Origin of the sequence: Pseudoalteromonas luteoviolacea S2607 (genome assembly GCF_001625575.1) — a bacterium.
GTDB lineage: Bacteria > Pseudomonadota > Gammaproteobacteria > Enterobacterales > Alteromonadaceae > Pseudoalteromonas > Pseudoalteromonas luteoviolacea_E.
The window spans coordinates 94,508-116,824 of the sequence record NZ_AUXV01000001.1; the positions used below are offsets into that span (position 1 = coordinate 94,508).

Below are 22,317 nucleotides of genomic sequence, written 5' to 3' on the forward strand. Positions count from 1 at the left end.
ATGCAGCAATCAAAATTCAGCTTTCATCACGAATTAGGTGGTTTGGAAGTACTTCATAATATTGATAAAAAAACTGATTTTGGGCGTCATAACCACAGCGGTTATACGCTGGCACTGGTCGATTGCGGCGCACAGCGCTTTTTTCGCTCTGGCGGGCAACATTTGGCGGGTAAAAACAGCTTAATATTGATTAATGCAGAGCAAGTCCACGATTGTCGAAAAGCCTGTGAAGGTATGTCATCATATCGATCGATGTACCCGACACCAGAGCTATTTAATAGTCTCATGGACAACACCAAAAACCGTGCCCCCTATTTTTCTGACGCAGTGCTGTATGACCCAGTATTAGCATCGCAATTACATGGGCTATTTAACACCTTAGATTCATCCGCGAGCCAATTAGAAAAACAATCTCAGCTAGTTGGCTTTTTAACTAATCTCTGTGCAGCCACCGGAAAGTTAGACCTCGCAGAGGATCAAAAATCAATACAATGTCGTATCGACTTGGCAAAGTCCTACTTACTTGATCATTTGTTTGATGACGTCGCTTTGAGTGACCTCGCCTCTCTTATACACACGAGCCATTTTCACTTTGTCCGCGCCTTTAAAGCCCAAATTGGATTGACGCCCCATGCGTTTCAGATTCAGCACCGTTTAAACCATGCAAAAGCGCTGCTGCGTCGCGGCGATAATATTTCAGACGTCGCAAATTCGGTGGGCTTTTACGACCACAGTCACTTTAGCCGACACTTCAAAAAGAATATGGGGATCACGCCTAATCAATATAAACAGGCTTGCTAACACAATGAAAATTGCAATTAAAAAAGGGCTGCTAGACATGCTGCCACTCAATTTAGCTGTCCTGCCTTGGGGCATTTTATGTGGATCGTTGGCCATTCAAAACGGCTTTTCTGCACTCGAAGCGCAGCTCATGTCTTTACTGGTGTTTGCGGGCTCGGCGCAGCTTGTGGCCATTGAGCTTATGGCCAAAGATGTTTCTTTTGTCACGTTGCTCATCACCACCTTTATCATTAGTGCACGTCACTTGCTTTATGGCTTATCAATACGCAATAAAATGGTTGATAAACCGCTAAAATGGCGCGGGCCTATTGCATTCTTTTTAACCGATGAACTGTTTGCTTTTTCTCATCACCATCGCGCTTATCAGGGTAAATTACGCCTCGTGTACGCTTTGGTGGCAGGCTTTAGCTTTTATCTTGCGTGGAATTTGTGGACTTTCTTTGGCATTGTGGCGGGTCAATTTTTGCCCGACTTAACAAACTTAGGGTTAGACTTTGCCATTGCAGCCATTTTTATCGCCCTCGTCGTACCGGGCATTTCGAATTTACCCATCTTGCTTGCATGTGTTGTCTCTGGGCTGAGCATGTTGTATTTCAAAACTGTAGAGTTCGAGTTTGGTTTAGTAGCTGCGGCGCTACTTGGCATGACGACAGGCTATTTACTCCAAGCCAAAGAGGATAAATCATGATCACAACGATTATTGCACTGGCGTGCGTGACCTTTGCAACTCGCTATTTATTCTTGGCCAAGCATTTACCTTTTACCATTGGTCCCAAGTTTCAGCGTTTTTTAAGCTTCAGCGCACCATGTGTACTGACTGCTATTTGGGTACCTATTGTATTTATGCAAAACGGGGAGCTAGCTTCCAATCTTCATAATCCCTATATCTTAGGTGCAACAATGGCTATTTTGCTTGCACTTAAATTTAAAAGTCTATACATCACAACTTTTGGAAGCCTAGCTGTATTTTTTGTCTTTTTCTGAAGCTAAAAAAGCCCCTGCGGCCAAAGGCGACAGGGGCTTATAAATCTACCGAAATATTATTATCTTCTGCGACGTAACAACCCAGGGATAACAAGCAGTAGCATTAGTACAGGCATAGAACCACTCGAGATCTCTACTTTTTCTGGCTCAGAGCTACCGCTAGGGCGAAAATTCACTGTTACAGATAGTGTGCCTGACGCTTGGGCATTGTGCTCATCAACGATGACATAGTTAATCGCCACTTTGCCTTCGCTGTTTGCAGCAGGCTTGAATGTGATTGAACTATCGGTGAATGTCACTTCACCTGACTCAGCAGTCGCACTAATAAGTGTCAACTTACCTCCTTCAGGATCAGCGTCATTGCTAATCACGTCTACAGTGATAGTTTGGTCATTGTACATCTCTGCGGTTTCATCAACCACGATTGGCGCTTGGTTTTGCACCTGTGCTTTGGCAACGATGTTTACACTAACCAATGCTGTGCTTGTCGCACCTTTACCATCGCTCACTGTATACTGAATCGTATCAGCACCAACATAATCAAGCGCACTTTGATACTGCAAGCTTGAATCATTGTTAATGGTAACTGTTCCGCGCTCAGCTACCGCATTGATCACATACAGTGTGTCACCGTCAGCATCAGCGTCATTGGTAAGCACATCTATCACTACTGACTCGTTGCGAACAACCTCTTGCGTATCATCCATTGCAACTGGCGCTTTGTTGTCACTACGCGTCACACCTACGCCGCCTGGATCGACGATTTTGCCATTTTTAACGCCATCAGCGTCGTACTCACCACCATCGACTAAGGTTAGTCTCACACACCAAGCACCTTCAATTAGGCCTTCTTGCCAACTCGCATCATTAATGCTTGGGCAATAACCTTCTTGACCCATGGCAGAGTGAATCGCATTGCCATTTTGCGCAGAGAATGTCACCCAACCTTGGTTTGGTAAATACTTACGATATTGGGCATTTGCTGGTACCACAGCTTGTTGTGGCAATACAACTTTAACGCTATCTGTACCACTTGGCATGTTGACGACGAAGTCGAAAATACCACCGCGGTTTTCTACACCTTCATCGGCATTAACCAAGCCAGTATTTACTGCTTCTTCAGCACTGAGCGATGCCGCGTTGTTATCGCTGCTAAGCCCTAGGCCACCTAGAGACATACACACACCCGCTTCGACTTCAATCAGGCTTGATCCCCAGTTGTTACCACTTGAAGGCAAGACATTACACTGTACGTCAATTGGGTCTAGGTAATTAGGAATACCATCAGCATCGTCATCACCAAAACCTTCCATTGCATCATTCAGCAAGTCACCATCTGAGTCTGCGTTTTCATCTAACGTAGGTTGCTCTGAAACGACCTTAAATACCACGCTTTGCGTATCAAACAACCCTTCGTTATCTATGGCTTTCGCACTTATTTGGTAAACACCAACAGACAGTTCTGCAGCATTGATGCTAAATACCGTTGAATCGTTGCTTTCGTTAGTCAAACCATCTTGTGCAGTCCACTCAATAATGTGTGTGTCCGCGCTATTTTGGTCTAGTACTTCGGCAGTGATCGTAATAAGGCCCTGCTCAGTAACCATGATTGAGCGAGCTTCACCTTGCTGCTTTGCATTTAGAGTTAGCTCTGGCGCAATATTAGATTCAACGATTGTAATCTGGTGGTGCTGTTCAACACTTGCATTTAAGCCTGTGGTATCCAACGAAATTACCAATGTTTCGTCTGAATCATTCACTTCATCTAGCAATGTCTCAACCGTGATTTCACCGCGCGTGCCTGACTCGATTGTCAATTTGCCAGCAGCCATTGTGTAATCATCTTCACTTGCAGTGCCTGAAACAGCAAAGTCAATAATCACTGGGTATTCGAAGTGCTCACCACTTAACACAACAGGGACTGTTGCAGTTTGTCCTTCGACAATAATCTGACTAGGCGCTGGCATACTCACCATTGGACGCACATTGACTAATTGTACGGCCTTTGCACAAACGTCTTCAGTATCACAAGCCTGCCAGTAAACTTTGTTCTCACCTGAAGGTAAGAAGTTACTGCCTACAAGCTCAACAGCCACTGGCTCACCATTGCCATCAACTGCCGTGGCGACACCCAATTCTACTTTTGTCAGCTGTCCAGTTGCATTGACTGTTAAGTCAGCAGGCACTGTGATCACAGGTGCAGAAGGTTGATCTTGACGGATTTCTAACACAGCTTCTGCACGACCACCAAACCCATCCGAGATAGCATAACGTACTTGCGCTACACCGTTGAATGTGTCGTTGGTGCTAAACACGATTTGGTTGTCTGCAATGACTGCATTACCGGCATCTGCATTTACTGCCACGAGTGACAACTTGTCACCATCAGGGTCTCTGTCATTATTTAACACTGCAACAGTAACTGTTGATTGGTTTGCATCTAGTTGCACAAAGTCATCTGCCGCCACTGGCGCAAGGTTTGCGGTGCTAATTTGAACACTTACTGTGCCCTCAGATGTCGCGCTGCCATCACTGATTGCGTAGCTGATAGTGGCACTACCCGAATTTAGGGCCGGTGCATTATACAGCAGTACATTGCCATCAATGACCACATTACCAATATCCGCAGATGCTGTTGTGATCCTAAGTGCATCACCATCAATATCCGAGTCATTTGCTAGTACATCAATTTCAGCAAGTGCTTTTGCTGAAACCACAACCGAGTCATTAACCACTGTCGGGGCATCATTTTGTGGCGCAACCGTCACCGCAATGTGTGCACTGTCTGTGAGGCCTTCTTCATCACGAATTACATAAGAGATTTGTGCAGCGCCATTGAAGTTTGCCGCTGGTGTATAAGTTACCTCAGAACCAGAGAACTCTACTTGGCCACTGCCCGATGTGAGTGTCGCAGAGCTTACTTTTAAGGTTGCAACATTTTCGTCACTATCGTTACCCAATACAGCAATCGTCACGACCTGATCTTCAAGTACGCTCGCAGTATCATTAACAGCCACTGGCGCTTTATTCTTGGCAATAACATTAACAACAATGTTGGCACTCGCCGTACCGCCGTTACCATCTGCGATGGTATAACTAATTAATGCTTCACCAACAAAATCGGCGCTTGGTACATAGCTTACTTGCGCATCCGAGAAACGCACCTCACCAGAACCTGAAACGAGTGTAGCGGCGGTGATTGTAAGCGCGTTCGCATCTGCGTCCGTATCATTGGCGAGCACATCGATGGTAACCGTATCACCTTGAACCGCATCCGCTGTATCGTCGTTTGCAACAGGCGCTTGGTTATCAGGGATCACAACCGCTTCGAGATCGAAGTCGGTGATCACAGGATCATGATCTGACGAACGATAAGGAGACTCCGAGAACCACTTAGATTGCTGATCTTCAGACTTACCTTCGGTGTTGTAGTCCAAACCGGCTGCTTCATCCGCATTAATATGCCAATGCATCGTTTGTACAACGCTATCTACAGACGTGCTGGCTGTTAGCATGTGATCTAAGCTACCCGCCACACCACTGTAGTAGTATGAGTAGTTGTCACCTGCTTCTTTTTCAATGCTCAGATTAGCAAAACCGGCATTGTAGAATTCAAGCATTGGCGCTTCATAAGCATATGCATTAAAGTCACCTAAAATGGCATACACAGGTGCATCTGCACTTTGAATAACAGTATTGGTTGTCGCTTCACCGTTGGCTTTGGTAAGCGCTGCGATCACGGTTTTTGCTGCCAATACGCGCTGACCATTACAAGCGCCCTCGACTGCATCATCCATATCCGCACCACATGAACCACCTTTAGAGCGGAAGTGATTAACAACAACGCGAACTTCTTTTCCGCCGTTAATTGGTTTGAATGACTGCAGCATTGGCGGTCTATGCGCACGGGTTGCCTCGTCAAAAGGAGCATCTGTGATCACTTGTGCTGTGCCCTGTGGCGCTACTCGGTTTGCACGATAAATAATGCCAACCGTCACTGAATCAGTACCAACTTGATCGAGTTTAGGATCGATAAACGCCCAATCGTTGACATCATCGCGCTCATTTAAACCATCAATCAGGTTCTTGATCGCACTGTTATCACCGTAACCATTGTTTTCGATTTCCATCAAACCAACAACGTCTGAATCTGATGCCAATATTGCACGGATCACCTTGCTACGTTGGCGGTTAAACTCTTTCTCGTTGTTTGCACCACGACCGTTAAAGTCAACAAAGTAGTTCAGTACGTTAAAGCTCGCAACACGAATATGTTGCTCAGACTTACGCTCAGTAGGCTTAGTGCGGCGCGGGTTAGACTGCTCGAAACTCGGTACACTTGTCGGTATTAGCTTGTAGTTACCGTATGTGTAGTGAATCACACCCGACATATTAGACGCTTGTGCACCAGAGCGAAGTGGCTTATCAGCACTGAAATCTGGGTAGTAACTGATCTCTTCAGGATTACTTTGTGTCGAATTGTCGTCAACAAGCAAAACGTTTCTCGCGTTAAGCTCTGCTAGCTCTAGTCTGCGCGGGTCATCTTTACGGAACTTGTTGGTTGGCTGCATTCTCATGCCTTGAGACAAGTAAATCTCACCATATTTCGTAAAGTTGTGGCTAAGTGTGACATGCAGCTTTTGCGGCATAGAAATCCACATACCTTCTAAAGACTCTTGGTCGAAGTCTTTTGCAAAAGGTAAGTTCACCTCAGTTGGTGTTACTTGAGTGAGCACATCAGTTGCACACGAGATTGTATCTGTTACCGTGCTGATTTGAGTAAGGTCGTACTTTTCGACCACTTTACCCAACACTCGTACCTGCTCTCCCACCTTCACTTTGGTGTTTGTGTCTGCGACAAAAATACCTTCTGATGTTTTGCTATCGCGATCTGCATGTTGATCTTCTTCTTGGATGAAGAAACCACCGTGTTGACCTGCATTTTGGAAAGACGCAACAACCACACCTTCAATCACCACAGACTGGTCAACAAGTGGGCTAGACTTTCCATTACCTTGAATAGCGCTAATTAAGGTCGCAGGATCGCTACATGCACCAATTTGTACTTGAGGTGGTGTTGACCCCCCGTCCGTACCACAGGCTGAAACACCACTACAACCCAAACCATCGGCTGTATTTTTTGCGAAACCTTCCCATTCAACACTTGGGTCAAAGGCATCGTCTAATACTGTGTCACCCGAAGTGATCCCGTCTTTGCGGCGTAGGGTTTTGTCTTTAGTTGATGTATCGCCACTGCCCCAAGCGCTGCCAGGATCGGTGCCGACTTGACCAAATACATCTGCAACTTGACCATCGACCATTAGAACCAGTGCATCGTCACCATTGAAGTAAGTAATGGTACTGGTGCTGTCTTGGCGGCTTTTAATTTCGTCGTTTGCGCTGCTATTAGCAATAACGTGCGTTTCGCCGTGCTTTAGCTCACCAGACAACGTTTGCGTTCTTAACCCTTCAGTCGTTAGCGGCTTGCCGTTGTCTGCAAGTGTAATTGTCACGCGGCTAAGGTCTAGAGTTGCGCCGGTAAAGTTGGTAATTTCAACGGCTTTGTTGCTGCTACTTCCCTCAATATACTCAGTGAAGATAACTTTGCTCGCTTCAACCTTTTCACTCACCTGAATAGAAAACTCAGGCAAGTTCACAACATCGGTGTTGCCATCTGTCACACCGATCACAATATTGCTTGTGATACCGATGTCTTTACTAGAAGGCGTACCAGACAATTCACCGTTTTGCGTATTGAATGTTGCCCAAGTCGGTTTGTTGGTGATTGAGAACGTGAGCGTGTCATTGTCTACATCATTCGCTTGCGGCTTAAAGCTATAAGCAACATCAACAACGGCACTGGTATTTGGTTTACCTGATATAGTTGGTGGGTTTTTAATCGTGCTTGGGTCAACGACTTCAATGTTGAAGCTCGGTAACGACACCGTCGATTTCCCATCAGTCACGGAGATCTGAATATTCTCATAAACCGCAATATCGGCAACCGCAGGCGTTCCAGATAAACGACCTGATTGTGTATCAAAAGTCGCCCATGATGGCTTATTCACGATAGAGAAAGTTAAGTCATCTTTATTCTGATCTGACGCAGTTGGTGTAAAGCTATATACTCTACCAGCGCCAACGGTAAGTTCAGGTTTACCGCCAATGACTGGTGCTACATCGCCTAATTTAGGGCAGGTATCACCGAATAAAATTTCTGCAAACTCTGGGTTATCAACAAATGGGTTACGGTTACCTTGTTGTTCAACGATGCGTTGGTGTCTATCAAGCTCTAACTGATCAATCGTATCTTCACGATGCCAATCCATGAGATTACACAGTACACCTAAAGTTGGTGAACTACTTGCGCTGATATTGTTCACAAGTTCAAGATCTGGCATGCCACCGTCTGTGCCATCATAGCGCACGGCCATGTAGAACATCATACGGGCGGTATCACCTTTTACTGCATCTCTTGGTTCAAATGAGTCACTGTCAGTAAAGTTACCAGGGGCGTTATCAACTGGGTTACCACCGTCATCATAGTCTTTGCTACTACGTGTTGAGTTAACCTTTACATCGGTTGGTCTCAAATGGTGAATATCGGTATAACCATATTGACCTTCGCTCGGAAAGCCATGGGATTTTGGCCAGCTATGCTCGCGGTTCCAATCCGTTGTGCCACCACCATTGGTGTTTTTGTCCTGACTTCTACCTGTGTAAAACAGCAATACATTGCTTGGATTATTAGGATCTTCGTCGGTATATTTTAAGGCATCCCACACTTGCGAGTACGTCATTCTTTGCTGACCTTGCCTCGCAATCTGCGACAATGCATTTTCTAGCTCAGTACCCACTTTGCCAATCGCCGAGGCATAGTAAGTATTGTAATCATAGTTACTACCCGGCTTGTCTGTTACGGTAATCGAAAATGCCGGTAGGCTCGCAGGTGCATTAACACCATCAGACACTGAAATGACGATGTTGTCATTGCTGCCTACATCTGACTCAGCTGGTGCGCCCGAAAGCTTGCCCGTTGCCGTATCAAAAGCCGCCCAGCTTGGCTTGTTCGTAATTGAAAATACCAAATCGTCGTTTTCAAGATCGATGACAACGGGTGTAAAGGCATAATTTCTAGTGGCCTGCACTGAAGTGCTTGGCGAGCCAGATATCACAGGCGCATCATTGGTACCTGCTGCTCTTACTAAGATTGAGAACCCGTTGAGCGCATTGGTCACAGTGCCATCATTCACTGTGATAACAATGTTGTCGTATGTACCGATATCAGACGCCGTTGGCGTACCTGATAATTTGCCTGTGGTCGTATCAAAGCTTGCCCAGCTCGGCTTATTCTCGATGGCAAACACCAGCGTGTCATTATCTAAGTTGGTTACAGTTGGAGTAAATACGTAGTTATCAGTGGCATTCACTATGCCTTTTGGTGTACCACTTATTTCTGATGGAATATTACCACTGCCACCACATGCAGCGACACCGGAACAACCTAGGCCGTCAAAGGTGTTCTTTGCAAAGCCAACCCACTCGTTCGCAGGGTCAAAGGCGTCATCAATAACGGTATCGCCATTTTCAATGCCAATCTTGCGGCGTAGCGTTTTGTCTTTTGTACTTGTATCGCCCGAACCCCAGCTGCTGCCAGGATCTGTACCCACTTGGCCAATACTGTCAACAATTACGCCGTTGACTAACAGGGTTAGTGCATCATCCCCATTAAAGTATGTTGCAGTACTCGCAACGTCGCCGAGCGCTTTTAGCTCATCGCTTGCACCATTGTTGTACAGTACATAACTTCCACCCGCGGCCAGCGTCCCTGACAAAGTCAAAGGCGTCACGTCATCAAGCTTTTTGCCATTCGCGGTTAATGCAATGCTAACCGTGCTTAGATCGATGCTGTTGCTACCAAAGTTGGTTATTTCTAACGCTTTATTATTGCTGCTACCTTCAATGTACTCAGTGAAGATAACATTCGCACTGGCTTGACCTGCAACGATACTTGAGCACAGCCCCATGGCTATACAGCGCCTCAAGTATCGCAGTTTAGTGCGATGCTTATTATTAGAGTTCATATTTTTCCCGTGTGTTTATTACTCTGTTTTATCATTTTGAGTTAAATTGGTTTTATTTAGGGTACAAATATTCCCAAAGTAAAATGGGAGGCGAATATAATACTCTATTATGAACTTTTTATTAAAAATGAATTAAAGATAAGACATCAAATGGCAACAATTGAAACGAGGTTAATTTAACACTAGATCGAATAAAAGTACCATAAAGGGGACATATGTCCGCGTGTAAGTAGCTGATTAATTTATACTAATAAGATGATAAAGTTACATATCAATTGATTAACCGTAGAGAACTACAAACCTACTCAAGCGATAAAAAACATAAATAAAACATGATGAAAACATTTGAAACACAAAATAAACACAATAGAACGTTCTAATTTTCACAATTATTTACAAACTGTTTATTTTTTACTCTATAGACATCTTTAATTACTTCATAAATCTGAACAAAAACCATGCAATACGACCGCAACGGCTGTAATTAAATATCTGATTAACACCGTCCGCTTTATCCTTTTCAGTGCTTAAATACGCTAAAACCTAAATAATTATTGCCAAACGACTTGGCAATAAAACGCTTGGCTTATGGTTTAATATCATTAATATGCGACAATCTAGACTGAATGAGTTCCCATGTGTCAGGCGGTTCAATGGGTAAAAAGGCTTAACAGATGAAGGTATTGGTAACAGGCTCCGCAGGTAGAGTAGGACGCGCGATTTATATCAAGCTCATGCAAAACTATGAGGTTGTCGGATTGGATCTCACGCCTTGCTCAACGGCAGACTTTGTCGGAGATATTCGCGATCGTACGCTTGTACGCGATGCCCTAGACGGGGTAGATGTCGTAATCCATACCGCAGCCTTACACGCTCCTCACGTTGGTCTAAAGAGCGAACAGTCTTTTCAAGAAATCAATGTCGACGCGACACACCAGCTCGCTTTACAAGGTATTGCAGCAGGCATAAAACAACTTGTGTTCACCAGCACCACGGCTTTGTATGGTTACGCCTCGACTCCTGAAGGCACAGCAGGTTGGATAAACGAGCAAACAGCCCCGCAGCCAAAATCTATTTATCATAAAAGTAAAATACGTGCAGAGTACGAGTTAGAAGCCATTGCGAAAAAACACGGCTTGCCTGTTACAGTCCTACAAATGTCGAGGTGTTTTCCAGAACCAGCTGATTTAATGGCGGTATATCGCTTAACGCGAGGTATTGATGCCAGAGATGTGGCACTCGCTCACATGTGTGCGATTAAAAAGTGCCTTGCAGGGTTCAATCGTTTTATAATTTCGGGTAAGACGCCATTTAGTCGTTCAGATACGTCAGAGCTATTTCACTGCGCTGACAAACTATTAGCACAGCAGTGCCCAAAAATCGCAGCGGCATTTCAAGCGAGAGATTGGGTATTACCAAAACGCTTAGATAGAGTTTATGATTCGTCTTTGGCACAAACCCAGTTGGAATGGAACCCGAAATATGGCTTTGAGCATGTCCTGACATTGCTCGATAACGACTTTGCAGAAGTACTCCCTGTATTAAAAACCCCAAAAAAACAACCTAGCAATTAGCCACCGTTGTATTTACGGTTAACACAAGTGCTTTTAATATAGTCATAAATTAAACATAAGTGCGCATATTACAATATGTGATTGGTGTAGATACATGATATCAAATAGTATCGATGGTATTACGAGAGATTTATTCTACCAAGATGGTAGCTGTAGAGATTTTAACTTTAAAGCGAAGAAATCGGAGCATATTGTTGCGCTCATTACGTGGTTTCAAGAACGCTATAACACCCTATCATGCTATGGTGATTTAGGTGAATTTTCAGATTTCTCCTCTTGTAATTCGCGCCTAACAACATTGCGCCCATCTCAATATGTTCAGATAATATGCCAAGATACGTCTACTCTAATCAAACATATACAAGTGTTTTTATATATAGAGGAAAATGGGAGTATTGATGTCGAAATCTCCTTTTTTGCGCAAGACATTGACAGGAGTCAATTCGAGCTAGGCCCATTTCTAGCACTCCTCAAAACTTGGCAAATCTTAGCACAAGCAGATATTGGTTATTTGCGCTATGAGAATGCCAGCTGGCACTTTGGTGATAAAAACGATGTGATTTATATTTCAACGTTGAAGTAATAACCTATAACCATAAAATAAACTTTCTTATAATATAAATACGTATAGAAGTAATTCATAGAACCCTATTGCTTACGCCCACTTGAACAAGGTATAAATTAACTGCAATATATAAATACTATGTACAAATCCGCAGGCAGATATAACTATTCGATTAGTTTGACTTGTACTCATAGGTATTTGAAGGAACAATATGAAAAATACAAAAAGAGTGACAGCATCCCACCCTGACAGTGCATTCCAAGGAAACGTCGCTTGGAGCCCCTATAAATCCATGTGGTTTATGACAAACTTATTCATTGCGTTGTTTGTAGCCCCGTTTTATCTATCTTTGTCTAGCTTTATTGTCTTTTTACTGCTTTCATTTATCACGCTCTGCTTTGGGCACTCTTTAGGCATGCACCGCCTATTAATTCATCGCTCGTACGAATGTCCACTGTGGATGGAATATACTTTTGTCTACTTAGGTGTGCTGGTAGGTATGGCTGGACCTGTCGGTATGTTAAAACGACATGATCTTCGTGATTGGGCGCAGCAGCAACCCAAGTGTCACAGCTTTTTACGCCACGGTTCACACATTTTGAAAGATGGCTGGTGGCAATTGAATTGCGACTTAAAGCTGCAATATCCTCCTAACTACAAAGTTGAAAGCCGCATCTCACAAAGTCGATTTTACAGATTTATTGAATCCACTTGGCTCTTGCACGCAATATTGCCTGCACTCCCGCTTTACTTAGTAGGCGGTATTAGCTGGGTCGCATGGGGGCTTTGTGTCCGCGTCGTTGTGTCAGTTGGTGGTCATTGGCTAGTTGGATATTTTGCACATAACCAAGGCGAACGGACATGGGCAGTCGAAGGAGCTGCAGTTCAGGGACATAATATTCGAATTGCAGGGTTGTTATCAATGGGGGAAGCTTGGCATAACAATCATCACGCGTTTCCAGGTTCTGCCATGCTGGGACTATACAAAAATGAGCCTGATCCCGGATGGAGTGTACTTAATGCCTTACATAACCTTGGATTAGTTAAAAATATTGTACTACCAGAAAACCTACCAGAACGAAAAGAATTAATAACCGAAGCACATAACCTAGAAAACAGAGAAAAACGGAAGCCGGAAGAATGCGAAATTGCGAATAAACTTAAAAAAATTAAATAGGCGACGCATGAAATATAAGAGGAGAAAACATGCTGGTTTGGGATGAAACCGATGTATTAACGGTCTTGGAAGTTATTCCACAAGTTGACTGTGATGGTATATGGCACAGATATGAGGTCGAAAAAGACGGTATTAAACTGACGATTCATATTTATCAGTATGATGGAGACATTAGCTTCGAACTCATAAATAGTGCAAATAATATGAGCCTGTTTTCGATGTCGCTAGTGAATTGTAGTGGCATTTTGAGAAAGAAAGATAATACTGGTGAGTACCTTCAATTTGCGCCTGCAAACTGTTTTAGTCATCGTTACGACGGCCAAACCACGATACCTTACGGCGTTCGAGTAATGGTGAACCCAAGCATCAATGTTTCGCTTTACCGATAACCAACAGGAAATATTACTGAGATATAAATAACGCTCAATAAACCTATAAGCTATTTGAGCAGTACTGCACAAGAAACAGTGAGGAGCCTGAGTCAAAGGATGGAATCTACGAGCACATACAAACCTTATTTTACATTCGCAATATGCATACTCACACTGTGTGTGTCATTGTTCGTCGCACTTCAAGTTTCAGGTTCCTTTTTTGGTAAGTCCCGAATTATCTATCTCGCTGACTATGGTGGCATTACCTTACAAAGCATTAAAGACATGGAGCTTTGGCGATTTTTAGCAGCGCAGCTTGTTCATGTTCATCAAAAACATATGCTGTATAACGTACTGTCAATTCTATTAATTGGGGTTATTTTAGAGCGATACATAGGCCATAAATACATGTTCGCTGTCTGGCTAATCGGCGGTGGTGTAGGCACGGCCTTCACCACCGCGCTAGGCGCTGCGCCATGGAATACTGGCACAGGTGCTTCGCAAGCCGCCTTGGCTTTTGCTGGGTTTGGTCTCTTATTTTTCGCAACACAAAGAAGAAGCCAGTACTCTCTTATCATCGCAATATTATTTGCGATATTGCCCGCTTTATACCTCGATTTAAAAACAGCAGGCTACCCAAAGCCAACTCATATTTTAAGCTTTACAATCGGAGTCATAATTGCAGCTTGGTACACATGGCGACCCAAATTAAAGGGTTAGCTCGTGGGTTTTTAGATCTATGTGCAAGTAGTACTACACTTTTTTTAGTGCCACTCTCGACCAAGTAACCTGTTGCTTATTCGGCAGTTTACTTGGTTGATTTTCGAGCTGAAGAATAACTTCAAAGCCAAATTCTTTAGCATATTCAACAAGCTCTTTTGCACTTGTTGGGAACACATGAGTTCCTCCACCAGCGGGACCGTGTCTGAGTGAAATAGCGCATACTGCATTGTGCGCCATTAAAGATGAAAGTCGCTTTATACACCTTCGACGCTCTTCATAACTCAAGTGATGCCAAACACCATCCAAGAGCACAAAATTAAATTCACCCTCATCAATTGAGACTTTCTGTAGCGCTGGCAAGCTGTCGTTTAACCACAGAATATCCAACGTTTGGTAGCTTGCAACAGCCTCCTCAAGGAATGGTGCAAAAGGCTCTATCGCCACAACTTCGTAGCCAAGCCTGCTAAGCGCTGCTGCATTTTGGCCGACTCCGCATCCTGCGTCTAAAACTCGTGCAGGCTGTGGTGGTAAAAACTTTAAAAAATCCTGATTAATGTCCTCAAACTTCAGATTTACACTGGCGGTTACAAACGCATCAATCACTTTTTCATACCCTTGAGTCCCTAAAACCAACTCTATTTCTCCTCTCGTTTTCTTTATCGTTTTGATTTAGCCCCCTGCAAACAGGGGGAGCAATATTCCGTCACTCCATCATTCTTGTCTCATGACGGCGCTAAACTCAGACCTACCATCTTCGAATTACCCTTCAACTCACATCCAACCTAAATAGCTACCATGCATTGAAAAACGCTTGCCCGATTTTGCTGCAAGTCTGGGGCAGAGTGTTTTTCATAACCAGAGTACACGCATACTACAAACCGAAAAAAATCATGTCACTGAGAAGTTCAATAGGATGGAAAGCTTCAGGTTCACTCATAAAATTACATACCATGATAGTATTTTACTCCCCTCGACTTCCGGTTATCTAGCAGCGCTGACTAAAATAAATAACTTCATAAAAAACATAACAGTAAAGATCAATTAGCTAATCCAACATATACTAAAATCGCTTTTATAAAACAAAAAGGGAAATCATGAAAATTAAAGCGATATTAATTTGTCTTTCAATGGGCATGAGTGCCAATTTGGCCGCAAATTCGGTCTCATATAATGCCACGGAATGTGTACAAAGGTATGTCAACCCTGGTGAGGAAACATTGAAATATAGGCATCGTTCATCGTCAAGCATCGAGAATGCCACAGCCCAAGATATCTATGTATATTGCCCGCTTAACTTACAGCAAAACACACAAATCGAATCCGTGCATGCATATTTTAATTTGGCCAGTAAACACCCCAGTGCCAATGCTGCGTGTACTTTAGAAATTAAAGGAATGGCAAACCCTAGTGTGAGGCTATCGACTACTTCAGGCACATTTGAACGCGCCTCAAGACTCACAATGAGACCCGCTGAAGATTACGAAGCACGTTTAGCTGCCTATCAAAGTTCATACCAGAATACTTGGGGAGAAGATGTGTCTGCCCATTTAAATTGCATAATACCGAGAGTTTCTGATGAAGCCATAAATGGGCCATACGGTTACACTCGCATGGCTGGGTATGTAATTAATTATACTTCACTATAAGATGACATCAGGGAAGTGTTTATTTAAACGATATGCTTGTTAAAAGATAAACCCTTCCCTTTCACGAATAAGTGGCTAGCCCCTTAATGATACATTTCATACCTATGCACTGTTTCTATTCTGAAACACGTCCTAACTAGTTTATTATTGCGTAAGCTTCATAGAGTTGCGTGTATTGGGGGGCTTAGTCATTCATCAAAGCCAAAGCGCCGCATAAAGTTGTGTTTAACTCAAAACAGCGCAAAGACATCAAAGTGAGCAAAAACCTCAAAGTTGTATCAGAGAATTCTAATAGTTAAGCATCAGTATTCATTGACTATTTCTAGACCACAGTAAAACGGTGTCACCCATTAAATTTTCTTCAATTGTATCCAATAAGTTGCTTGGCAAAGCGCAATCATTAAGGGACTGAAACAGTTCATTAAGCTCTGCTTCTATCTTGTGCAAATTATTAATCACAATTGTTGTGTTCGCGCCTTTAATTTCTAAGCAGTGTACTAGGCCAATACTTAAATCCCAATGGTACATTATCTCCGTGAGATCCGATAAAAGCATGTTTTGCACCTTTAGACCTTCGGAAATTTTTAAATATCGTCCCTCAACACGTATTTTTACCTTAAAAAATGACCACATAATTAAATTAAAATTCTGCACAACATGAAGCTTTTAGACTGGCTAGATGTACCTACTTACTCAATACAGGAGTACCTTCTGCCAATTTTTCTAAGCGAGCGATTTGGGCTAATTCGGTTGTTGACAATGGTTCATAGAACCTCGGGTAAGGCCATCCATATCCCCAACGAAATGAGGTGGGTAAATACGGACTGCCACCAACTCTTACGCCTGCTAGCATGAGCTTTGCAATTTTAGCTTCACCCACGTTGGCAACACATTTTTCAAGCTCACGGTCTGCATTTAGCCTGTCATCGTATGTCCCCCCCTTCCAGTATGCATAGTCATGTGCGGTACAACATGAAAGCCACAACTCTTTTTGTGTGGGGGTACCATCAGGAAAAACACTGCACCCATCAGACGTAAAAGCGCTAATCGTATTGGCAGACAAATGTGTTGATATCAAAATGAAGAGCAAAGAAAATAACGTGCGCATATACAGCCTTGAAGCAAATACTCTAAAAGCAAGGGCAGATTAAAATACACGAGGAAAATATTAAATTCCAGTCACCGCCAGATTACCAATAAAGTTAATGTCTTCTCTATTCACACATACACTAAAATGCCTTAGACTATGTGGCGATTTATCCTATGAGAATTATATGCTTAAGCCACTAACAAAATTTTTCATTGTTATTGCGACGCTGATTGCCTTTGTCGGGCAAGTGAGTGCGTATAATTTCATGGGCGCGACTGGACATAACACCGAAGTCCAAGACACAACACAATCAATACAGCTAGCATCTGCGGGCCTTGATACCACGAATATACCCAGTGACGAAGATTGTTGTGAAGTTGACTGCTGTGAATCCGACTGTATATGTCCTGCAAATGCATGCATTGCCTTTGTCTACTTGAGTGCTCAGAGCAATACTTCAAGTGTTGTCGCACAAGGCCAATCCACTTTTAATGATGAAACGCAGCGCCCAAATAGCGTGCAAGCTCCGCTCTTTAGACCCCCCATTTTTACCTCTTAAGGGTTAGTACGCCCAAAATTTGTACACGTTAAAAATTTAAAAGTAAATTCGCACAACTTGCGAGCAATTTTTGGCATGTTTGAGGTAAAAATGCGTAACCAATATTCTAAATTGGCAATATCAATGATGTTGTTGCCCTGTACAACGTATGCCGCCGGCCATGAAGAACATCATCATCACGATGATCATGAAAAGAACGGTAACATAGAAAAAATCCAAGTCACCGCCTCCAGATTAGGCAGAATCGTGACAGAATCAGCAACCCGTACAGAAGTGATTAATGCTGAAGAAGTTCAAGAAAAAGCGCTTATGCGACCGGGAAATATCTCTATGTTGGTGGCAGAAACGGGCGGTGTCAGAGTGCAAAATACGTCCCCTGCACTTGGTAGTGCAAATATCAAGCTACAAGGCCTGTATGGCCGTTATACCCAGCTACTGAGCGACGGCCTGCCACTTTATGGTGGGCAAACAGCCTCTATTGGTTTGTTGCAGATCCCTCCTACCGATCTTGCTAATGTGGAGATCATCAAAGGTTCAGCCTCCTCGCTTTATGGCGGCTCAGCACTTGGAGGCGTTATCAACCTGATTTCCCGCACACCGAATGATGAGTTCGAAGGAGAGGTGTTATTGAATGCCACTTCAAAAAGCGGTCAAGACATCACAGCATACGTGGCAGCACCAATCTCAGATGCGTTGAGTGGTTCTATTACAGCGGGAGGGCACCATCAAGCAGAGCAAGACCTTGATAACGATGGCTGGATAGACATGGCGGCTTACAATCGAGCAACCATGCGTCCGCGTTTGTATTGGTCAGGAACAAACGGCGAAAACCTGTACGTAACCCTTGGAGCTATGACGGAACAACGAACAGGCGGTACTGCTGAAGGTGCGGTTATGCCCGACGGTAACCCCTATGTGCAAGCGCAAGATACCGTTAGACTAGATAGCGGATTTATTTTTGAAAAGCCACTAGGCGAGGTTCTAAACCTGAATGTTCGCGGCTCGGCGATGCATCAAGAGCACGAACACCAATATGGTACGATATTAGAAAATGACGCCCATGACAGCTACCTAATTGAGTCAAGCATGTCTGGATATACAGACACCACTGCGTGGCTAATTGGTGTGGCATATCAATCAGATTCTTTTGATTCTGATGAGTACTCTGGCTTTAATTATACGTATGATGTGCCTGGTTTATTTTCACAACTCGATTATGAAATGGCCGACGATGTATCGCTGTCACTCAGTGCCCGTACTGATTGGCATAGCGAGTATGGCACGCAGATAAGCCCGCGTATTTCAATGCTCTATAACCCAAATAACTGGACGATTCGCGGCTCATATGGCCAAGGCTTTTACGCACCTACTCCATTTATTGAGGACATCGATGATACCGGTCTATCTCGCCTTGAACCACTGGATAACCTCAAAGAAGAGAAAGCATCAACAGCCTCTATAGACATCAGCTACACCTTTGATAGCGTTGAAACCAGCGTCACATTATTTGCCTCTGATGTTGAAAATGTCACTGAATTGGAAGTGATAGACAATATAAATTCAGCTAAGCAAGTACGTATCGTAAATGCACCCGGCCAAAGCGAAATACGCGGTGCCGAGCTTCTACTTCGTTACCGCTGGCATGACATCAAATTTACAGCCAGCTACTTGTATACGGATGCAACAAAAGCAAGTTCAAATGGGCTCACACGCACACCTTTATCGCTAACACCAAGACACTCAGCAGGTGCAGTGATCATGTGGGAGGAGCACGGTAGTCACCTTGTTGGGTTTGAAGCTTATTACACTGGTACTCAGCACCTTGAGAATAATCCTTATCGCGAAAGCAGCGATCCGTATTGGCACCTCGGTTTACTAGGCCAAATTACACTTGGCAACGTCAGTTGGTTTTTAAATGCCGAAAACTTATTAAATGTCCGTCAAACCAAAGAGCACTCACTGGTGTTACCGGTTCAAGCAGCAAGTGGCCGTTGGACCACTGATATCTGGTCTCGCAATGATGGGTTTACCGTCAATGCTGGCGTAAGAATTCAGTTTGGCGGCTAAAAAGTCGAACAGACCTTAGATTTCGGATTGTTAGGGGAGAGCCTCGACTCTCCCTATTTCTGCTAAACCGATAAAGCAACCTTGTTATCTACCCAGACTAGAAGTTTAATCATTTAGTCTATCTCTTCGCGCCCTATTATTTCGTTTATCTATGGTACAAAAGCATGTAATACCTTCGCCTTCCCACACTTGTTTATTTACAAGTAGTAAAACAACTGTTAACAATAATACTGTTGATAACTTATCAACACCATTTAATTATTTAAAACTAAGGAAAGGACATAGAAATGATAAAAACGACAATCGTTGCACTCGCAACACTTTTAGTAACGGCAGCTCCCTCACACGTTGAAGCTAATGATATTATCAATGTGTATTGCTTTAAAAACGGCAAGTTATTATGGGAAGATGTATTTTACGACTACCGAGCGGCACAACGCGCATCCGATATATGCCGAAGAATCGGTGGTACACCCGACATGCTTTAAAATAAAGTGCTAGTCGATTACGTAAATAAGTAGGCCTTTCCTACTTATTTACGCTTTGCTCAGTTTCTTGGAGACTTGAAGTATAGAAACCTTCACTTTAAATCGATACAAACAAATAAAAAGTGAAGGATGTCTAAAAAGAAGTGAATTAGTTACAAGCTTTTACCCACTTCCACACAGCCCACTGTGTTGAGTTGTCAGCCGGCGATTGGCCTCTCGTCCACCACTTAGCTTCATACACATTACCGTTTTGAGACGCTTGATCACCTTTTAGGTAAACTGTGCCGCTATCCCATGCAGGGACATTGCAGCCACTGCCTGCGGTAACTTCAACGGTGCGTGTCAATGTATCTTGCTTACCAGCCCCATCAGTGACCGTTAGCGAAACGCTATAAGTGCCAGCGGCACCATACGTGTGAACAGGATTTTGCGACTGACTAGTGCTGCCATCACCAAATTGCCATGCGTAACCAACAACCCCAGTATCATCTGTTGACGTATCAGAGAATGACACCGTTAAGTTATTAGCACTGTGAGTGAAACCAGCCACTGGTGCTTGATTCGTACCATCAGTCACAGAAACAGACTTAGTCACTGTACCTGTCGCACCTTCGTTGTCAGTCACAACCAAAGACACTTGGTATGTGCCTGCTTGTGCGAATGTGTGATCTACACGCGTTTGAGACGCCACACTGCCATCACCGAATTGCCATGCAACGCTAGCAATACTGCCATCTACATCGCTTGAACCACTGGCATCGAAAGTGCAAGTTAGTTGATTGCAGTTAACCTGAATGTCAGCAGTTGGTGGGGTATTACCTACATGGCCATTGTCTCCCACTGGCACAACGCCACCAAAGTGTGAGGATACTTTTGGCCAAATTAGCTCGATACGCGTACCGCGATTAAGTTTTGTCGTGCATTGCGTGCTGTTTCCATAATGATGCAATGCGATGACATTGTTGTGCTCTGCGGACAAGACAGGCGACCCCGACGAGCCACCAATGGTGTCACATTTGTAACCCATATCTGTATTGCTACCTCGCCCTGCTGTAACAGTCTGATCTATTTGACAGTAACCCGTGTCATTTTGATCGCTTTCTATCGCCAACTCTTTAGGGTTGCCACTGCCATGTTGTGGAATATAGATTCTTTGTCCAAGTGTTTGCGAGGTTACATCAAGACCAAAATGACCAAACCGTTTAATCTTATCGAACTCTTGTACCGTGAATAATGTGTAGTCAAGACTGTAGTCGGTAGCCAGAAGTTGGTCGCCTTTTACTTTAACCGTTGCATTCGGCTGCCCTGTGCCACATGCAGTACGCTGATAGTTGAACCAAACCTCGACATTTTTGGCTTCAGCTGCGGTGTCAAAACAGTGATTGTTCGTAAACATGTGATTGCTCGAACCGACACGCCACGCTGTACACAGGCTTCGCCCCCCAATCAATAAACGTGCCACGGGACGGCTGCGCTCAAATTCAACTGGGTGAGTAGACTCCCAACACGCCACATCTCGACGCTCATTAATGCCACAGGTTGATTTTGGTTCAATTAAATCCGCAGCTAACATGTGTGCTTTTGCCGCTATTTCTGATTCAGGGTATCCGGCGAAGAAATTATCAATCTCTATACCATGGTGAGGCTGCCAAAGAGTCGGGGTTGGTACAACCAGCTTCAGCTGGATAGCATCAGCAGAAATCGACATAGCAGAAGTGACATCGCTGTCATTATGATCATAGCGATATGTTTCACGCCCGTCTAAATCACTAACTTGTAAATAAGCGCCTTTTGGCAGCTCAAATTTAGCAAAATTAACCTTGATAAAGTTTGCATTAGGGTGATGAATTGTATGCTCAAAGTGCCCAGAAGTAGAACTCAGAGTATGGTTTAAACCCAAAGCCATTTGGTACGGCACCGCCTCAGCTACAATCTCCTTTTGTTGATTTTCGAATGAGCTGGCTTGTAAGTTAGTCGCCAAAAACAGCGCACATGCTGGTAGCATGGACTTGATTACTTTACATGATGTCATAAGTTGAATGTCCTTTATTTGTAATTATTGTGCCTTAAATGAAAAAGCTCTTGAAACTTATGTTATATTAAAGTTAATATCAAGATAATTTTTTCGAATATTCTTTGTAGATTAAGTTCAAACAGTATTCAACTGCTCACGTCAATTCGCACAAAT

The 22,317-nt window shown here is 43.7% G+C and carries 17 protein-coding genes; 12 read left to right on the forward strand and 5 right to left on the reverse strand.

What is annotated here, in order from left to right; translation table 11 throughout:
• Genes N480_RS00495 through N480_RS00505 form a run of 3 tightly spaced genes read left to right on the forward strand, consistent with a single transcriptional unit; the run spans position 1 to position 1,785 of the window.
• A complete protein-coding gene (locus tag N480_RS00495; RefSeq protein ID WP_063370582.1) occupies positions 1 to 801 on the forward strand; it encodes an AraC family transcriptional regulator in 801 nt (266 codons plus the stop codon).
• A 4-nt stretch (positions 802 to 805) separates the two neighbouring features.
• Positions 806 to 1,489 carry an AzlC family ABC transporter permease gene (locus N480_RS00500; RefSeq protein ID WP_063370583.1) on the forward strand — a complete coding sequence of 228 codons (684 nt, stop codon included), beginning with the start codon at positions 806 to 808 and terminating at the stop codon, positions 1,487 to 1,489.
• Complete coding sequence (locus N480_RS00505; protein WP_063370584.1) at positions 1,486 to 1,785, forward strand: AzlD domain-containing protein; 300 nt, start codon at positions 1,486 to 1,488, stop codon at positions 1,783 to 1,785. Before N480_RS00500 ends, N480_RS00505 begins: the two co-directional genes overlap by 4 nt.
• A 59-nt stretch (positions 1,786 to 1,844) precedes the next feature.
• Here N480_RS00505 and N480_RS00510 read toward each other — a convergent pair whose 3' ends face one another.
• Entirely contained in the window at positions 1,845 to 9,869 is an 8,025-nt protein-coding gene (locus N480_RS00510) for an ExeM/NucH family extracellular endonuclease (protein WP_081231701.1), read from the reverse strand.
• Positions 9,870 to 10,543: 674 nt separating this feature from the next.
• On the opposite strand from N480_RS00510, the gene N480_RS00515 reads away from it, so the two are divergent.
• The 5 genes from N480_RS00515 (at position 10,544) to N480_RS00535 (ending at position 14,276) form a co-directional block, all read left to right on the forward strand.
• Positions 10,544 to 11,443 (forward strand): NAD-dependent epimerase/dehydratase family protein, encoded by a 900-nt coding sequence (locus N480_RS00515; RefSeq protein ID WP_063370586.1) that lies wholly within the window; start codon positions 10,544 to 10,546, stop codon positions 11,441 to 11,443.
• A gap of 94 nt (positions 11,444 to 11,537) precedes the next feature.
• Positions 11,538 to 12,026: a hypothetical protein gene (locus tag N480_RS00520; protein ID WP_063370587.1), complete on the forward strand. Its 489-nt coding sequence runs from the start codon at positions 11,538 to 11,540 to the stop codon at positions 12,024 to 12,026.
• A gap of 193 nt (positions 12,027 to 12,219) precedes the next feature.
• Positions 12,220 to 13,185, forward strand: coding sequence for an acyl-CoA desaturase (locus tag N480_RS00525; RefSeq protein ID WP_063370588.1), 966 nt, complete (start codon positions 12,220 to 12,222; stop codon positions 13,183 to 13,185).
• A 29-nt stretch (positions 13,186 to 13,214) separates the two neighbouring features.
• Entirely contained in the window at positions 13,215 to 13,574 is a 360-nt protein-coding gene (locus N480_RS00530; RefSeq protein WP_063370589.1) for a hypothetical protein, read from the forward strand.
• A gap of 99 nt (positions 13,575 to 13,673) precedes the next feature.
• Positions 13,674 to 14,276, forward strand: coding sequence for a rhomboid family intramembrane serine protease (locus N480_RS00535; protein ID WP_063370590.1), 603 nt, complete (start codon positions 13,674 to 13,676; stop codon positions 14,274 to 14,276).
• A 33-nt stretch (positions 14,277 to 14,309) separates the two neighbouring features.
• Here the strand turns inward: N480_RS00535 and N480_RS00540 are convergent, their stop codons facing one another.
• Positions 14,310 to 14,912 carry a class I SAM-dependent methyltransferase gene (locus N480_RS00540; protein ID WP_196761432.1) on the reverse strand — a complete coding sequence of 201 codons (603 nt, stop codon included), beginning with the start codon at positions 14,910 to 14,912 and terminating at the stop codon, positions 14,310 to 14,312.
• Positions 14,913 to 15,373: 461 nt separating this feature from the next.
• Here N480_RS00540 and N480_RS00545 point away from each other — a divergent pair, with 461 nt between their 5' ends.
• The gene (locus N480_RS00545; RefSeq protein WP_063370592.1) at positions 15,374 to 15,925 is read left to right on the forward strand and encodes a hypothetical protein; all 552 of its coding nucleotides are present in this window, start codon (positions 15,374 to 15,376) and stop codon (positions 15,923 to 15,925) included.
• 309 nt (positions 15,926 to 16,234) lie between these two features.
• On the opposite strand, the gene N480_RS00550 is transcribed toward N480_RS00545, so the two are convergent.
• Both N480_RS00550 and N480_RS00555 read right to left on the reverse strand, forming a co-directional pair.
• Positions 16,235 to 16,480, reverse strand: a complete 246-nt coding sequence (locus tag N480_RS00550) for a hypothetical protein (RefSeq protein ID WP_063370593.1) — start codon at positions 16,478 to 16,480, stop codon at positions 16,235 to 16,237.
• Between the two features lie 130 nt (positions 16,481 to 16,610).
• A complete protein-coding gene (locus N480_RS00555; protein WP_063370594.1) occupies positions 16,611 to 17,033 on the reverse strand; it encodes a hypothetical protein in 423 nt (140 codons plus the stop codon).
• A 166-nt stretch (positions 17,034 to 17,199) separates the two neighbouring features.
• Here N480_RS00555 and N480_RS00560 point away from each other — a divergent pair, with 166 nt between their 5' ends.
• The 3 genes from N480_RS00560 (at position 17,200) to N480_RS00570 (ending at position 20,129) form a co-directional block, all read left to right on the forward strand.
• Positions 17,200 to 17,574 (forward strand): hypothetical protein, encoded by a 375-nt coding sequence (locus N480_RS00560; RefSeq protein WP_063370595.1) that lies wholly within the window; start codon positions 17,200 to 17,202, stop codon positions 17,572 to 17,574.
• Positions 17,575 to 17,664: 90 nt separating this feature from the next.
• Complete coding sequence (locus N480_RS00565; protein ID WP_063370596.1) at positions 17,665 to 19,641, forward strand: TonB-dependent receptor plug domain-containing protein; 1,977 nt, start codon at positions 17,665 to 17,667, stop codon at positions 19,639 to 19,641.
• 287 nt (positions 19,642 to 19,928) lie between these two features.
• A complete protein-coding gene (locus N480_RS00570) occupies positions 19,929 to 20,129 on the forward strand; it encodes a hypothetical protein (RefSeq protein WP_063370597.1) in 201 nt (66 codons plus the stop codon).
• A gap of 148 nt (positions 20,130 to 20,277) precedes the next feature.
• Here N480_RS00570 and N480_RS00575 read toward each other — a convergent pair whose 3' ends face one another.
• Positions 20,278 to 22,161 (reverse strand): PKD domain-containing protein, encoded by a 1,884-nt coding sequence (locus N480_RS00575; RefSeq protein WP_063370598.1) that lies wholly within the window; start codon positions 22,159 to 22,161, stop codon positions 20,278 to 20,280.
• Positions 22,162 to 22,317 lie beyond the last annotated feature (156 nt).

What these genes read in the sequence shown, in the direction of transcription:
- N480_RS00570 (WP_063370597.1), top strand. Translation starts at nt 19,929, where the DNA reads ATGATAAAAACGACAATCGTTGCACTCGCAACACTTTTAGTAACGGCA.
- N480_RS00530 (WP_063370589.1), top strand. Translation starts at nt 13,215, where the DNA reads ATGCTGGTTTGGGATGAAACCGATGTATTAACGGTCTTGGAAGTTATT.
- N480_RS00550 (WP_063370593.1), bottom strand. Translation starts at nt 16,480, where the DNA reads ATGCTTTTATCGGATCTCACGGAGATAATGTACCATTGGGATTTAAGT.
- N480_RS00515 (WP_063370586.1), top strand. Translation starts at nt 10,544, where the DNA reads ATGAAGGTATTGGTAACAGGCTCCGCAGGTAGAGTAGGACGCGCGATT.
- N480_RS00560 (WP_063370595.1), top strand. Translation starts at nt 17,200, where the DNA reads ATGCTTAAGCCACTAACAAAATTTTTCATTGTTATTGCGACGCTGATT.
- N480_RS00545 (WP_063370592.1), top strand. Translation starts at nt 15,374, where the DNA reads ATGAAAATTAAAGCGATATTAATTTGTCTTTCAATGGGCATGAGTGCC.
- N480_RS00555 (WP_063370594.1), bottom strand. Translation starts at nt 17,033, where the DNA reads ATGCGCACGTTATTTTCTTTGCTCTTCATTTTGATATCAACACATTTG.
- N480_RS00500 (WP_063370583.1), top strand. Translation starts at nt 806, where the DNA reads ATGAAAATTGCAATTAAAAAAGGGCTGCTAGACATGCTGCCACTCAAT.
- N480_RS00505 (WP_063370584.1), top strand. Translation starts at nt 1,486, where the DNA reads ATGATCACAACGATTATTGCACTGGCGTGCGTGACCTTTGCAACTCGC.
- N480_RS00525 (WP_063370588.1), top strand. Translation starts at nt 12,220, where the DNA reads ATGAAAAATACAAAAAGAGTGACAGCATCCCACCCTGACAGTGCATTC.
- N480_RS00565 (WP_063370596.1), top strand. Translation starts at nt 17,665, where the DNA reads ATGCGTAACCAATATTCTAAATTGGCAATATCAATGATGTTGTTGCCC.
- N480_RS00510 (WP_081231701.1), bottom strand. Translation starts at nt 9,869, where the DNA reads ATGAACTCTAATAATAAGCATCGCACTAAACTGCGATACTTGAGGCGC.
- N480_RS00495 (WP_063370582.1), top strand. Translation starts at nt 1, where the DNA reads ATGCAGCAATCAAAATTCAGCTTTCATCACGAATTAGGTGGTTTGGAA.
- N480_RS00575 (WP_063370598.1), bottom strand. Translation starts at nt 22,161, where the DNA reads ATGACATCATGTAAAGTAATCAAGTCCATGCTACCAGCATGTGCGCTG.
- N480_RS00535 (WP_063370590.1), top strand. Translation starts at nt 13,674, where the DNA reads ATGGAATCTACGAGCACATACAAACCTTATTTTACATTCGCAATATGC.
- N480_RS00520 (WP_063370587.1), top strand. Translation starts at nt 11,538, where the DNA reads ATGATATCAAATAGTATCGATGGTATTACGAGAGATTTATTCTACCAA.